Below are 14,273 nucleotides of genomic sequence, written 5' to 3'. Positions count from 1 at the left end.
AAAATACCCCGGAGATTGAGCGCCGTTCATTGCAATTAATGAATCTCACTTAAACAAGCCACAATATTTTTGGCGGCACCCACGCCCATATTGATATAGGCATCATTAGTAACGCCTCCGATATGCGGAGTCAGAATGATGTTTTGATTGCCATGGAAAATGTGGGGTGTTTTCATTGGCTCTACCGCAAAGCTATCCAAACCAGCCATTGATACAGTCCCTGATGCAATGGCCTCTAGCAATGCAGATTCATCAATTAATCCACCTCTCGCGGTATTGATAATGATGACTCCGCGTTTGCATTTTGCAAAAAAATCCTTGTTGAGCATTTGTGAATTTTCTGGCGTGAGTGGGCAGTGCAATGAAATAACATCAGATTTTTCTTGGATACTCTCTAAATCTACTGAGGTCACGTAACTAGGAATATTTTTTGCGTACGGATCAAATCCCAGAACCTTCATATTCATGGCATCACATATTTTGGCAAAGCGCTGGCCGATAGCGCCTAAGCCCACTAAGCCAATAGTCCTACCGCTTAACTCTTGTGTTTTGAATGTCGCTTTGTCCCAGTGCCCCGCATGGGTTCTTTCGTTGAGGTGAACGATAGATTTTGCGCATGCTGTCATCAGTGCCAGTGCATGTTCTGCGACTGCTGCTGCATTAGCGCCAATCGCCGCCCGTACTGCAATACCTCTTTCAGTGGCGGCAGATTTATCAATCGAGTCAGTCCCACTCCCATGCTTAGAAATCACTCGCAGGTTTGGTGCGACATCCATCATTTCAGCAGTAATGCCACCATAACGAAGGATGATGCCAAGCGGATTGTGTTGCCGGCATAAAGCTAAGACATCAGATTCTTGAGGCGCTTTGCCGGCATAAATAATTTCATAGTTACCGAGAATCTCAATCGCTGCTTGTGCTAAATCAGCACCGGTCACTAGGATGACAGGTTTAGTCACAAGGTTTCACCAGGCTTGATAACGCCAGCATTGACTAAAGCGGAATTGAGCCAAGGAGCTGCAGTATTGCCAGTTTTGATTGAGGCAATACGCTTTTCTTCCGCCTCTACTTTTTCTTTCGCAAGCGGAATTAAAGAAGCAATCTTCTCCCGCTCAACTGCTACAACGCCATCAGCATCTCCGATGATGAAATCTCCGGGGGCAACAGCGACATCACCAACAGATATCGGGTGGCCAATGCGACCGCTAACCTGTTTGGTTGGGCCATTTGGATTGGCGCCGACAGAAAATACTGGAAAGTCGAGAGCTTCTAGTTCTAGGGTGTCACGAATAGCGCCGTCAATAACAACACCAGCGATACCCAGTTTTTTACAGGCATTAATCATGATGGCGCCCATGAGCGCTGCAGTTAAGTCGCCCTTGCCATCAATGACGAGAACGTCACCAGGTTTGGCAAGTGACATCGCGGCATGGATCATTAAATTGTCCCCAGCCCTCACTTCGACAGTTAAGGCGGGACCTGCTACTTTCATGTGTGGGCGAAGCGCTGAGATTCTGCCGTGGAGTGCGCCACGACGATCTGCAACGTCTGCCAAGATGGCAGGTTGAAACTGTGCAGCTTGAGCAATGATTTCTTTGCTAACGCGAGGAAAATCTTTAATGATGTTAGGTGTAGTCATATGGTTTTCGTTTTAAATGTGTAAGTTAATCAATCTTGACGTTAGCATCCTGAATAACGCGAGCCCAGCGAGCAGTGTCTTTATTTAGTAGGGCGGTAAATTGCTCTGGGGTGCCACCAAGAATTTCACCACCTTCGCCCATCAGTTTGGTACGGACTTCTGGCAATTTCAAAATCTGGTTGATGTTGGCATTTAATTCTTTGATGATGGGCGCTGGCGTCTTAGCTGGCGCCACAAATCCAAACCAGGTAATTGCCTCAAAACCAGGCCAGCCAGACTCTGCGATAGTAGGGGTTTCAGGTAGGCTGGCTGAACGTTTGAGTGAAGTCACAGCGATAGCGCGCAAACGGCCATCTTTGATTTGTCCCATCGCAGTTGGTACAGAAGATGCGTAAATTTGAATTTGTCCGCCAACAATATCGGTTAACGCTTGGGCAGATCCTTTGTATGGAATGTGCTGAAGATTGATGCCCGCTGTTTTTTGTAGCAACTCCATACCAAGGTGAGCAACTGTTCCATTGCCGGGAGATCCGTACGTCACTTGGTCGGGCTTCCCTTTAGCTGCCGCAACAATATCTGCAAATGTTTTAAAGGGTGAGTTGGCTGATACAACAATGACGAGAGGGGATGAGGCAACTAAAACAATGGGGCTTAAGTCTTTGGATGGTGCGTAGGGCAACTTAGGGTACAGGCTCGGATTAATCGCCAGGTTGCTGGTTTGTCCTAAGCCAATGGTGTAGCCATCCGGTGCGGAATTGGCAACTGCTTCAATTCCTAGGTTACCGCCAGCGCCAGGCCTATTTTCAGGAACTACAGTCCATTTGAAATTTTCATTTAACTTTTGCCCTACTGTTCTGGCAAAGATATCGGTGCCACCACCTGCTGGAAATGGAACAATCATCTTGATTGCTCTACTGGGGTACTGCTGCGCAAATACTGTACTACTAAGTGCTAACAGGAGTAGGGCGGTAAGAATGCGAAAAATGGATTTCATTGTCTGCCTGTGTTGTTGGGTTGCTTGGTCTTTTAAAACGTATTTAGACTGTATGATGATGTTTCAAATAACACAATATCGTTTCATCAGGTGAAACAAAATGATTGAATCAATGGCAAAAGACCCGGAAATTACTGCAGAAGCTGCTGATGAGTCAACCAATGGGGTTGCTGCTGTTTTGCGGGCACTCCATATTCTTGAGGCGTTTGGAGGTGATGACGTGCACTTATCTCTAGCAGAGCTAAGTAGGCGTACAGCTTTGAATAAAACTACCGTTCTTCGTATCGCAAGAACCTTGGCAAAAAAGCATTATTTAGTTCAACGGGATGACGGAGATTGGCGATTGGGACGAGCCACTGGCTGGTTGGGAGCATGCTACCAAGCGACATTTGATGTGCATGAGATTGTCGAACCAGTTCTTCGTGAGCTCACGATTGAGACAGGTGAGAGTGCGTCCTTTTATGTGCGCGAAGGTAATCAGCGTACATGCTTAGCCCGCGTGGATGGGCCGCAAACCATCCGTCATCATGTGCGAGTAGGGATTGGTTTGCCGCTGGAATTAGGGGCGCCCGGAAGGGTAATTTTGGCGTTTTCTGATGAGGCAGGTGAGCCCTATGAGGAGATACGTAAGCGCGGCTATCATTTATCAATGGGTGAGCGAGAGCCGGAGGTATCGAGTGTATCGGCGCCGATTTTTGGTTTGGATTGGAAGTTATTGGGCTCAATCTGTATCTCAGGGCCCACAGCTCGTTTGCCTAAGACACGCCTATTGGAATTAGCGCAAACCGTTATTCATGCGGCAAATCAACTGTCTTATTCTTTGGCTGGTAATGCGAAGTTAGCTAAAGTGAAATTGCCGGACTCGATTGCAACTTGGCATCCATAAGCCGTCATAAAAAATACGTTTAGTATCAAAATAATAAAAAGAAATTACCTCTTATTGGAGATATATGAGAAGTAAATTATTTGTTCCCGCATCAAGGCCTGAGCTTTTTAGCAAAGCGCTCCATAGTCAAGCGGATGGCCTATCCTTTGATTTGGAGGATTCAGTTCGCGCTGATAAAAAGAGTGAGGCTCGCAATCGGTTAGGGGAGTTTCTTAAAACCGACGAAGTCAGAGCAAGTCAAAAAATCATTATTGTTCGCGTCAATCCAATGGATACGCCGTATTACATGGATGATATGGCCACAGTGATCGCCAGTGGCGTCAAGATTATTAATATCCCAAAAGCCGAAAGTAGTGAGGCAGTAATCGCAGTAGCCAATACTGTTACCAATTTGGAGAAGCAATTTCAATCTAATCTCGATGGTAGCGGCCTCGTTCAACTTCTCATTAATATTGAGACTCCTAAATCACTTCGTTTAGCTTATGAATTAGCATCTGCTGATCCAAGAGTAATGGGGTTGCAATTGGGTCTAGGCGATTTATTTGAGCCTTACGCTATTCAAAGGACTCAGACTGTTGCGGTTGAGCAGGCCATGTTTTTGATGGCCATGGCAGCTCATGAGGCGGGGGTTGCAGCTTTTGATGGAGCTTATGCCAATATTGCTGATACGGCTGGGTACGAGCGAGAGGCTAAACTTTCGCATAGCCTTGGGTATTTGGGGAAAAGTTGCATTCATCCAAGCCAAATTGAAATTGCGAATACTGTATTTCGTCCTAGTGATGAAGAGATTGCTTTCTCTCTAAAGGTAATGGAGGCTGAACGTGAGGCGCAGGCTAACTCCATAGGTGCATTTGTTGTTGATGGAAAGATGATTGACCCTCCCTTTGCGAATCGTGCGAGATCTATTTTAAAAATGGCTCGGCAGTTTGGTTTAATTAAATAAAATATAAGTGAATCTTGATGAAAAAAATTCTTTTATCCATAGCATGTCTCTGCATGAGTGGTGTGCTGTTTGCGCAAACAGCCTATCCCAATAAGCCCATTACATTGGTAGTTCCTTATCCAGTGGGCGGCTCGAATGACGTATTTGCCAGACTGATTGCAAAAAATTTAGGTGATGCTTTGAAGGTCTCGGTAGTTGTCGATAACCGTCCTGGTGCCAGTGGCAGCACAGGTACCGCCCAGGTTTCGAAGGCCGCTCCAGATGGCTATACGCTACTGGCCGTTTCTTCGAGCATGACAACCAATGCGGCGATTCAAACGAAAGCAAGTTTTGATCCCGTTGCAGGATTGACCCCAATTGCCTTGCTAGCAAAGGGCCCATTTATTGTTGCTGTGAATAATGATTTTCCAGCAAAGAATCCTGCAGAGTTAATTGCACTTTTAAAAAAGAATCCAGGTAAATTCAATTACGCCTCTTCTGGCACGGGAAGTAGCAACCAGTTTGCTACCGAGTTGTTGAAGGTAATGTCTGGAACTTTTGCGCTTCATATTCCTTACAGGGGTATGGGTCCAGCGACTACTGACTTGATTGGTGGCCAAACACAAATTCTTTTGGCGAGCGGGCCATCACTATTGCCGCAAGTTCGTAATGGACGCATTCGCGCAATTGGTATTACGAGTCTCAAGCCAAGTCCTATCGCCCCCGAGTTAATTCCGATGGCAACCGTAGTACCAGGTTATGAATTTGAATTGTGGTGGGGTATCTTAGGGCCCGCTGGTATGCCGGCTGATATTGTCAATTTATTAAATCGCGAAATTAATAAGATCCTCAATACGCCAGAGATGAAGGCGGCACTATTGCGTGAGGGTGCGGAAGCTAGCCCAGAGTCTCCTGCGCAATTTGCGACAAGATTAAGTGGAGATATTGCACGCTGGAAGTCGGTGGCTAAACGTCAAAACATTACTGCTGAATAATGACTCACTTTTCTAATCAATCGCAATCTAGCTTAAATCGAGGGCCACTTCAGGGCGTTAAGGTGCTGGATCTGAGTGCTTATATCGCCGGTCCTTATGGGTGCTCTCTTTTGGCAGACCAGGGTGCGGAGGTGATTAAGGTTGAACCCCCGACGGGCGATAACTTGCGCAACTATCCTTCCACTTTGCCATCTGAGAGTAGGGCATTTCTAGGTGTAAATCGCAGTAAATATGGAATTGTCTTAGATCTTAAAACTGCTGAGGGTAAGGATGCCTTGATGAAGTTGATTCGAGAGGCTGATGTCTTAGTTCATAATTTTCGCCCCAATGTTCCGACTAGGCTTGGGATTGCTTATGAGCAATTAGAGCTGGTTAACCCCCGTTTAATTTACTGCGCTATTACTGGATTTGGTGAAAGTGGGCCGCTAAAAGATAAAGCGGGTTACGACCAAGTATTGCAATCTATGACAGGCATGTGTGCTTTACAGGGCAAGAAAGATGGCCCACCTGAAATTTTGTATGGTTCTATTGTCGATTATTACGCTGCATCTTTAATCTCAACTGGCGTAGCTTCTGCGCTATACGAACGAGAGAAAAGCGGCAAAGGTCAGTACGTCGGCGTTTCCTTATTGCGAACTGCATTGACGATGCAGTCTGCTCGTATGATTTGGGCGCAAGACGAACCAAGAGATGTGGGTCGTGATATGCGCTCTGGTGGAATCACCGGCATTCATCCTACTAAGGATGGGTATATTTATATCTCGGCTAATACCCCCCATTTTTGGAGAGCGCTGTGCGAGAAGGTGGGTTTGTTTACTCTAGTGGATGATGAGCGATTTGATTCCGTTAAAAAACGTGCCGCTCAAGAGGGTGTGATTGTTCCGATGTTGCGAGAAGCTCTAAGTAAAAAAGCTGCTTTAGAGTGGGAGCAAATTTTCGGCGAAGAAGTACCTTGTTCTGCGGTACGTCAAGTGGAGGATATGTTTGATTTTCCTCAGGTGCTTGCCGAAGACATGGTCGGTAATTTTGAGCATCCAGTAGCGGGAAGCTACCGGGGATTTAAGCACCCCATCAAATTTGGCCGAACTGCTGCGCCTGAACCTTTTGCTGCTCCAACCTTGGGTCAACATAACAAAGATATTTTGAATGATCGCTAGTTAGAACGGTAATTGCTTTTCAAGTCCAGATTCAATGGCGACTTGCTTGAGGCTTAGCAAGGTATCTTCTGGAAGTAGCAGACCTAATTTGCGATTTTCAGCATCCGCTTGCGCTTCCATTTCACCAGGAAAGTACACCTGCTTGTGCCCTTCCGCAAGGGGTACATCTTTCAAGGAGTGGATGTACTCTTCTATGCGTTTCTCAAATTCTTCCAGCGGTTGAAATGCTGCAACATTGAGGGATATAGCCAAATGGCCTGCGCCACTGCGATTGACGGGATCATAAGGTCCATGAACTTGGTCTAAAAAGGAGCTCCCAGATAGAACACCTGAGAGGATGTCAACCATGACGCCCATAACATACCCTTTGTGGCCTGCCATTGGCAGGATAAAACCTTCAATCGCCGCTTGTGGATCCGTAGTGGGTCTCCCATTGATATCAATTGCCCAGTCATTGGGTATGGGCTGATGACGCTTCTGTGCAAGATAGATCTTCCCTCTTGCTACACCAGAATTCGCCATATCCATGACCACTTCCCCATGCTTCCCTCCGGGTACTGCTATAGACCAAGGATTGGTACCAATTTTCTTTTGACGGCCGCCCCATGGCGCCATGTTCGGCCCTGCATTACTCATCAGGATCGAAATACAGCCATTTCTAGCGCCCATTCTCGTAAAGTACATACAGGTGCCAAAGTGATTTGAGTTTCTGACAGAGACAATCCCAACGCTATGTTGTTTGGCGCGCGCAATAGATTCTTCCAATGCCTTTTTAGCAATCACCTGACCGACACCATCGTGGCCATCTAGTACCGCAATCGCATTAGAGTCAACGGCCAAAGAGGTATTGGTATTAGATTTCATTGCACCAGAGCGTAAGCGTGCGTAGTACCAGGCTAATCGTAATAAACCATGAGACTGGTGGCCCCATAAATCTGCTTGAACTAAGGTATCAGCCGCTAAGTAGGCATCCTTAGTCGGGACTCCAGCACTCTCATAAACAGCTTGAGTAAATTGAATAAGGTCGGAGGCTTGAATGCGTGTTGTTGAGTTGGTCATATTCTGGGGGTAAATAATTACGATTGCATTACAGTATTTTGAGGATTAATTTTCGCTGTTGGTGTTTTTAATTTATAGTAAGCGAACAACAACAATGTTACTTGGCGTCAAGCCATAAGACAAGCAAACGAGACTGCTATGAGAATATTTTTTACAACCTTTTTGTCTTTGATCACCTTGTTCGTTTCGACCGGACAAGCTGCGGAATACCCTCATCGAACTATCAAGATGATTATCCCTTTTGCGCCAGGTGGCGGCTCCGATGTTTTAGGTCGTGTGTTGGCTGAAAAAATGTCTGGTGAGTTGGGTGTGTCTATTATTGTGGAAAACAAGCCTGGGGCCTCAAGCATTATTGGGACTGAAGCTGTGGCTAAGGCTGCGCCCGATGGATACACCATCTTGTTAACAAATAGCGCCATCACTAGTAACCCCACTTTTTTCAAGTTACCGTTTGATACGCAAAATTTAGTCGCTATCACTAAGGTTGCAAATGCCCCGCAACTATTAGTTGCCAATCCTGGAGTGCCTTTTAAAAATCTAAAAGAATTGCTAGCTTATGCCAAGGCAAATCCTGGCAAAGTCACCATTGGTACGGCTGGAGCAGGGCAGATATCGCATTTGGCGGCAGAGTTGCTGGAAAAATCAAGCGGTACTGAAATGACAATGGTCCATTACAAGGGGAGTGGCGGCGCATTGGCGGATCTAATTGGTGGCCAAATTAATATGTCCTTTGGGACGGCGCCTGGACTGATGCAGCATATCCGCAATGGCAAGGTGATTCCTATTGCCGTATCCAGCGCTCAGAGAATGTCTGCCTTGCCTAATACACCCAGTATTTCAGAGGTGCTGCCTGGTTACGACATCAATAATTGGTTTGGAATTTTTGCTCCCCCTCAAACACCAAAGCCAATTGTGGATCGTCTCTATCAATCAATTACTAAAGCATTAGCAAGTCCCGAGTTAAGTAAAAAATTTGGGGATGAAGGTTTTGATATCGTTGCCACTCCACCCGATCGATTTGAAAAATCATTCAAACAAGAAATTATTTATTGGCAAAAATTTGCAAAAGATAACAACTTAAAGATTGATTGATGAGCTCTCAAAAACAAATTTCTATTCGCGCTACCTACATGCGCGGCGGCACTAGCAAGGGCGTTTTCTTTAATCAAAAGGATTTACCCGCTGCTGCACAAGTAGCCGGAGTGGCTCGTGACAAAATCATGTTGCGAGTGATCGGTAGCCCAGATCCCTATGGCAAACAAATTGATGGCATGGGTAATGGCAGCTCAAGTACGAGCAAGGTTGTCATTATTGGTCCAAGCGATCGAGAAGATTGTGATGTTGATTATTTGTTTGGTGCTGTGGCGATTGATGCCCCTGTAGTTGATTGGAGTGGGAACTGCGGAAATCTCTCTTCCGCAGTTGGTCCTTATGCCATTCAAGAGGGCTTGGTGGATGCTGGGCCCGATGGTTTAAGAACGGTACGCATTTGGCAGGCTAACCTAGGAAAGAGGATTATTGCGCATGTGCCCGTAAAAGATGGTCAAGTAGTGGAGCTTGGAGACTTCGAGCTAGATGGTGTGACTTTCCCGGCGGCCGAGGTGCAGCTAGAGTTTTTAGATCCTGGCGCAGATGAAGATTCCGATGGAGGCGCCATGTTTCCGACTGGCAATTTTATCGATACCTTAGATATCCCAGGTTTTGGGGTCTTAGAGGCAACACTGATTAACGCAGGCAATCCTACTATTTTTGTAAATGCCAAAACGCTGGGCTTGTCCGGGGTTGAGCTTCAGGATGATGTGAATGCCAATACCGAATTATTAAAAACCTTAGAAAGTATCCGTGCTCATGCAACAGTAGCGATGGGCTTAGCATCCACCGCTCAAGAGGCTACAGAAAAGCGTCCCCATACCCCTAAACTTGCTTTTATTTCAGGGGCGCAGGCTTATACAGCCTCTAGTGGAAAAGCGCTAGCTAAGGAGGCGATTGATATCACCGCCAGAATCATGTCGATGGGTAAGTTGCACCATGCAATGACGGGTACAGGAGCTATCGCAATCGCGGTTGCGGGAGCGATACCTGGGACAGTTGTGAGTGCGGCGCTTGGTGGAAAATCACAAGCGAAAGTGAAGTTTGGGCATCCCTCGGGCATTCTTGCCGTAGGGGCAGAGGCTAATCAGGACTCTGGTGATTGGGTAATTACAAAAGCCTTAATGAGTAGGACTGCCCGCCGCTTGATGACGGGTGAAGTCTGGGTGCCTGAGCTCTAAGAATTTATTCCGCGGTGATGTTGGCGGTTTTAATCACTTTGGCCCACTTATCGCGCTCAGATTTAATGAATTTCCCAAAAGCCTCAGGAGAACCCCCTGCGGCCTGACTTGCCCCATCCGAAATTGCTTTGACCATATCAGGATCTTGCAAGATTTCATTGATAGCCTTGTTTAGACGCAAGACAATGCTGTTCGGTGTTTTTGCAGGTACAACAATGCCTTGCCAGTTGTATGCTTCAAAACCAGGAAGGCCAGCTTCATTCATTGTTGGCACATTGGGTAGAGCTGTTAAACGTTTTGGTGAGGTGACTGCGATAGGTCGTATCTTGTCAGCTTTAATAGAGGGTAACGCGGCGTAGCCCATCTCAAACATCATTGCTAGGTGGCCTGCCATTAAATCAGTGGCTGCGGGTGCGCCACCTTTATAGGGAACATGCGTTAATTCAATTTTCGCTTCGGCCTCCAGCATTTCTCCAGAGAGGTGATGCGCCCCTCCTTGGCCAGATGATCCATAGGTCAATTTATTTGGATCCTTTTTTGCGAGCGCAATCAATTCTGCTAAATTTTTAACGGGTAATTGAGAAGAGACGCTTAAGATGAGCGGACTAGTCTCCAACAAAATCACTGGCATTAAATCTGTTGCGGCATCGTAAGGGATGCTTTTCATGAGTGTTGGATTAATGGCGAGTGGAGCGAAGCTTCCGCAGCCAATGGTATATCCGTCGGGTGATGCTTTTGCAATGATATTGGTGCCGATAACGCCGCCTGCGCCAGCTTTGTTTTCAACCACCACGGGTTGCCCTAGTTTGTCTGTGAGTTTACGCGCTAGCAGACGCATGCGTGTATCAGAATAGCCCCCAGGAGCATAGGGAACGATTAGGGTAATTGGAGAGGAGGGCCAATTATTTTGAGCCATTGCAGGCACACATAGAATGAAAGAGCTCAAAACAAAAGTCAATATACGAAACATGTAGCGCATTCCTCGAGTGAATTTCTAGTAAAAATTAATAATATTGCCGTAATCATATGTCAAAAATGATGTGTATCAATTAAATGACATGCTCTTTATAAAGTGAGGCTATTTCAGCCTCGCTCAGACCAAGCGCTTTATAAAAAGTTTCATTATCTTCGCCAGTCTTCGGTCCTGTTTTAATGACTTGTTGTGCCACCCCCGGAATGCGTGGGACCACACAAGGTGCTGGAACGCTGCCTAATTCCGCATCACTGAGTTCAATGATTCCATTTCTAGATTGCACTTGAGGATCGGAGATGACATCGCGGATATCGTATACCTTGGTATAAGGTATACCCGCTTCATTAAAGAGTTTTTCAATATTGTCATACGTATTCTTTAGGAACCATGTGGCAATTTCAGCATCAAGTTCATTGACATTCAAACACCTCTTGGGGTTTGAGATAAAACGGCTATCGTCTTGCCACTCTGGTTTATCAATCACCTTACACAGTCTTTTGAAAATCGCATCTGAGGATGCGACCAGTGTGACCCACTTGCCATCTTGGGTTTGATACATATTCGAAGGTGCGGTGTAGCTCGCACGGTTTCCCGCATGAGTTCTATTAACCCCGAGCAGTTGGTATTCAACTGCTAGTGGATCAAGTAATCTGAAGACCGCTTCAGTAGCTGATAAGTCAATTTCAAAGCCACCCTGCTCTGGGTGATTTCGCAGAGAGGTCAAGGCGGATGCGATGCTGAAGGCTCCAAATAAACCAGCAATTAAATCTCCAATAGGTAGATTGGGATGCTGGGGTCCACTACTAGGGGTGCCAATTAAATTGGTAAGCCCGCTCATCGCCTCAAAAATTCTTGCGAATCCAGGACGCCCTGCATAAGGACCTGTTTGGCCAAATCCTGTTAAGCGTAAAACAATTAGATTTGGGTTTGCCTGTAATAGTGTTGGTAAATCCAGCCCCCATTTATCAAGAGTGCCGGTTCTAAAGTTTTCTACTAAGACATCAACCTGGGATAGTGCTTTGAGAAATAGTGCTTTGCCTTTAGGGGTGCGCACATCCAAAGAGACTCCGGCTTTTCCACGATTCACAACTTTCCAATACAAAGCATGTTCTGGAGTAGTTGGGGCGAGACCTCTTAGTGCATCTGACCCATCGGGTAGCTCAACTTTCGTAACCTGCGCTCCGAGATCGGCGCATAAGGTCGCCGCAAAGGGTGCTGCAATTACCGTAGATAAATCAAGGATGCGGACGCCTTGAAGCAAAGGAGGGTGGGTGGTCATATAGATACTCAGGGTAAAAAAGATATTGAATCAAATGCGCAGTTTATTGGGTAACTGTTTCGCTGTGCGAAACAGTGGGTAGAATGAATTGTATGTTTTGCCGGAATATAAGAGGATCTTGTCATGTCAAAAGAAGCTGTTCATCAAGCAGATAGGCAATTTGCCATCAACCTAAGCCGAGGGCTTGAGGTTTTGAGAGCATTTACTCCGGCAGATCAATTGCTGGGTAATCGTGAGTTGTGTGAGAGAACAGCATTACCCAAGGCAACAGTCTCTCGTTTAACGTACACCCTTGAGAAGCTTGGATATTTGTTGCGAATAGAGCGCTTACAAAAGTATCGACTAGGCCCAGGAGTATTGATGTTGGGTTATCCCATGTTGGCGGGGATGGACATACGGCATTTAGCAAGACCGCATTTGGAGAGGCTGGCAGCGAAAACTCAGTGGACTGTAAATTTGGGAATGTTGGGGCGTCTCGAGGTGGTGTATGTTGATGCTATGCGCCTTGATAAAGGTAATTTCTTAAAGCCTGATATTGGTAGCAGTAGACCGCTATTAACAACATCGATGGGGCGCGCATTATTGCTTGCCTCAAGTGCTCAAGAGCAAAAATCCATTCTCAATCGTCTCAAAATCGCTGACCCCGTGCAATACAAAAAAGATCTTCCTCATTTTTATCGTGATCAAGAATTTTATGAGCGCAATGGATATTGTTTGAGTCGTGGCGATTGGGAGGCTGATGTATCTGCGGTTGCCGTACCCTTGCGAGTGGGTAGTAATGATGACCCACTGGTTGCCTTAAATTGCACGATGAGTGGCTTGAAATTAACGCAAGCCGAAATTAGTAAACAGGTGATTCCATCTTTACTTGAAGCAAAGCGTAATATTGAACGTGATGGCGGTACGAGCTATCTTAGTAGAAAGAACTAATGTGATTACAGATAACAAAGAAAACCAAAATCGACTCGCTGCTATCCGTGAGTTTGTGCAAACCATAGCCATTCCCGCAGAGGAGGAGGTTGTGGCAAAAAACCGTATTCCTGAGACCATTGTCGATGTCATGCGGGGCAATGGATATTTTGGTTGGAGTATTCCTAAGGAATACGGTGGTAGCGGACTTAGCACGGAAGAATTAGCCCTGGCAAATATCGAGATTTCTCAAGCGGCAACTGCTTTTAGAGCTCGCGCTGGGACCAATACTGGAATTGGATCGGAGGGATTGATTCAGGATGGGACTCGGGAGCAGAAGGATCGTTGGTTGCCTAAGTTGGCCTCTGGCGAGGTGACGGGTTGCTTAGCTCTGACTGAGCCTGAAGCTGGTTCAGATGCCACTGCTTTGCAAACCCGTGCCCAGTTGAAATTAGAGGAGGGTGAGAAAAAATTTGTGATTGATGGCACAAAACGCTACATTACCAATGCACCTATAGCCGATTTATTTACGGTTTTTGCAAGAACAAATCCGGATGATTTGAGTTACAAGGGCATCACCGCATTTTTGATTCCTAAGGATAGACCCGGCATCAGTGCTGGTCCTGAGCACCGTAAAATGGGTCAGGCAGGCTCTCCCGTTTCAGAGGTATATCTACATAACGTCGTTGCAACGCAAGATGACGTTCTAGGCGGAGAATTGGGAAAAGGATTTTCTACCGCGATGAAGGCTCTGAACAAGCAAAGAATTAATCTTGCAGCGCTATGTATTGGCCCTGCAATTCGTATGCTTGATGAAGCTTTAGCGCATGTAAAAAAACGTGAGCAGTTTGGCAAGCCGATCGCTGAATTTCAGTTGGTTCAGGCAATGCTAGCGGAAAGCAAGGTAGAGATCGAGGCCGCCAAAGCCCTTGTTCTGGAGACTGCGCGAGCGCGTGATCGTGGCGAAGACATCACAACCCAGGCATCCATTTGTAAATATTACGCTTCAGAAATGTGCGGTAGAGTAGCTGATCGCGTGGTTCAAATTTTTGGGGGCGCAGGCTATTGTGCCGATATTGGCGGCCCCATTGAAATGTTGTATCGAGATGTGCGCTTATTTCGTTTGTACGAGGGGACTAGTCAAATTCACTTGCTCAATATCGCTAAGCGGATTTTGAAATAAATTTTTA

The 14,273-nt window shown here is 46.2% G+C and carries 14 protein-coding genes; 8 read left to right on the top strand and 6 right to left on the bottom strand.

The window, feature by feature from the left end:
- Positions 1–35 precede the first annotated feature (35 nt).
- Genes AOB49_RS02575 through AOB49_RS02565 form a run of 3 tightly spaced genes read right to left on the bottom strand, consistent with a single transcriptional unit; the run spans position 36 to position 2,633 of the window.
- Positions 36–959: an NAD(P)-dependent oxidoreductase gene (locus AOB49_RS02575; protein ID WP_062307563.1), complete on the bottom strand. Its 924-nt coding sequence runs from the start codon at positions 957–959 to the stop codon at positions 36–38.
- On the bottom strand, positions 956–1,639 hold the full coding sequence (locus AOB49_RS02570; RefSeq protein WP_062307560.1) for an RraA family protein: 684 nt from the start codon (positions 1,637–1,639) through the stop codon (positions 956–958). The genes AOB49_RS02575 and AOB49_RS02570 overlap by 4 nt, the downstream gene beginning before the upstream one ends.
- A gap of 25 nt (positions 1,640–1,664) precedes the next feature.
- Positions 1,665–2,633: a tripartite tricarboxylate transporter substrate binding protein gene (locus tag AOB49_RS02565; protein WP_062307558.1), complete on the bottom strand. Its 969-nt coding sequence runs from the start codon at positions 2,631–2,633 to the stop codon at positions 1,665–1,667.
- 100 nt (positions 2,634–2,733) lie between these two features.
- On the opposite strand from AOB49_RS02565, the gene AOB49_RS02560 reads away from it, so the two are divergent.
- From AOB49_RS02560 to AOB49_RS02545, 4 genes are all read left to right on the top strand, one after another.
- Positions 2,734–3,519, top strand: a complete 786-nt coding sequence (locus tag AOB49_RS02560; protein WP_082784028.1) for an IclR family transcriptional regulator — start codon at positions 2,734–2,736, stop codon at positions 3,517–3,519.
- Between the two features lie 64 nt (positions 3,520–3,583).
- Complete coding sequence (locus AOB49_RS02555) at positions 3,584–4,462, top strand: HpcH/HpaI aldolase/citrate lyase family protein (RefSeq protein ID WP_062307553.1); 879 nt, start codon at positions 3,584–3,586, stop codon at positions 4,460–4,462.
- A gap of 17 nt (positions 4,463–4,479) precedes the next feature.
- Positions 4,480–5,436, top strand: a complete 957-nt coding sequence (locus tag AOB49_RS02550) for a tripartite tricarboxylate transporter substrate binding protein (protein WP_062307551.1) — start codon at positions 4,480–4,482, stop codon at positions 5,434–5,436.
- A complete protein-coding gene (locus tag AOB49_RS02545; protein ID WP_062307548.1) occupies positions 5,436–6,593 on the top strand; it encodes a CaiB/BaiF CoA transferase family protein in 1,158 nt (385 codons plus the stop codon). The genes AOB49_RS02550 and AOB49_RS02545 overlap by 1 nt, the downstream gene beginning before the upstream one ends.
- On the opposite strand, the gene AOB49_RS02540 is transcribed toward AOB49_RS02545, so the two are convergent.
- Positions 6,594–7,652 (bottom strand): Ldh family oxidoreductase, encoded by a 1,059-nt coding sequence (locus tag AOB49_RS02540; protein ID WP_062307546.1) that lies wholly within the window; start codon positions 7,650–7,652, stop codon positions 6,594–6,596.
- Positions 7,653–7,790: 138 nt separating this feature from the next.
- On the opposite strand from AOB49_RS02540, the gene AOB49_RS02535 reads away from it, so the two are divergent.
- Together AOB49_RS02535 and prpF are read left to right on the top strand one after the other, a co-directional pair.
- Entirely contained in the window at positions 7,791–8,744 is a 954-nt protein-coding gene (locus tag AOB49_RS02535) for a Bug family tripartite tricarboxylate transporter substrate binding protein (protein ID WP_062307543.1), read from the top strand.
- Positions 8,744–9,922 carry a 2-methylaconitate cis-trans isomerase PrpF gene (prpF, locus tag AOB49_RS02530; protein ID WP_062307541.1) on the top strand — a complete coding sequence of 393 codons (1,179 nt, stop codon included), beginning with the start codon at positions 8,744–8,746 and terminating at the stop codon, positions 9,920–9,922. The genes AOB49_RS02535 and prpF overlap by 1 nt, the downstream gene beginning before the upstream one ends.
- A 4-nt stretch (positions 9,923–9,926) precedes the next feature.
- On the opposite strand, the gene AOB49_RS02525 is transcribed toward prpF, so the two are convergent.
- Together AOB49_RS02525 and AOB49_RS02520 are read right to left on the bottom strand one after the other, a co-directional pair.
- Positions 9,927–10,892, bottom strand: coding sequence for a Bug family tripartite tricarboxylate transporter substrate binding protein (locus tag AOB49_RS02525; protein ID WP_407070225.1), 966 nt, complete (start codon positions 10,890–10,892; stop codon positions 9,927–9,929).
- Between the two features lie 79 nt (positions 10,893–10,971).
- The gene (locus tag AOB49_RS02520) at positions 10,972–12,174 is read right to left on the bottom strand and encodes a CaiB/BaiF CoA transferase family protein (protein ID WP_062307535.1); all 1,203 of its coding nucleotides are present in this window, start codon (positions 12,172–12,174) and stop codon (positions 10,972–10,974) included.
- A 123-nt stretch (positions 12,175–12,297) separates the two neighbouring features.
- On the opposite strand from AOB49_RS02520, the gene AOB49_RS02515 reads away from it, so the two are divergent.
- The gene (locus tag AOB49_RS02515; protein ID WP_062307532.1) at positions 12,298–13,104 is read left to right on the top strand and encodes an IclR family transcriptional regulator; all 807 of its coding nucleotides are present in this window, start codon (positions 12,298–12,300) and stop codon (positions 13,102–13,104) included.
- A 1-nt stretch (position 13,105) separates the two neighbouring features.
- On the top strand, positions 13,106–14,266 hold the full coding sequence (locus AOB49_RS02510; RefSeq protein ID WP_062308097.1) for an acyl-CoA dehydrogenase family protein: 1,161 nt from the start codon (positions 13,106–13,108) through the stop codon (positions 14,264–14,266).
- Positions 14,267–14,273: the final 7 nt, after the last annotated feature.

Source organism: Polynucleobacter sinensis, from assembly GCF_001595985.1.
Lineage (GTDB): Bacteria > Pseudomonadota > Gammaproteobacteria > Burkholderiales > Burkholderiaceae > Polynucleobacter > Polynucleobacter sinensis.
This window is presented reverse-complemented; position numbering and strand designations above follow the sequence as displayed.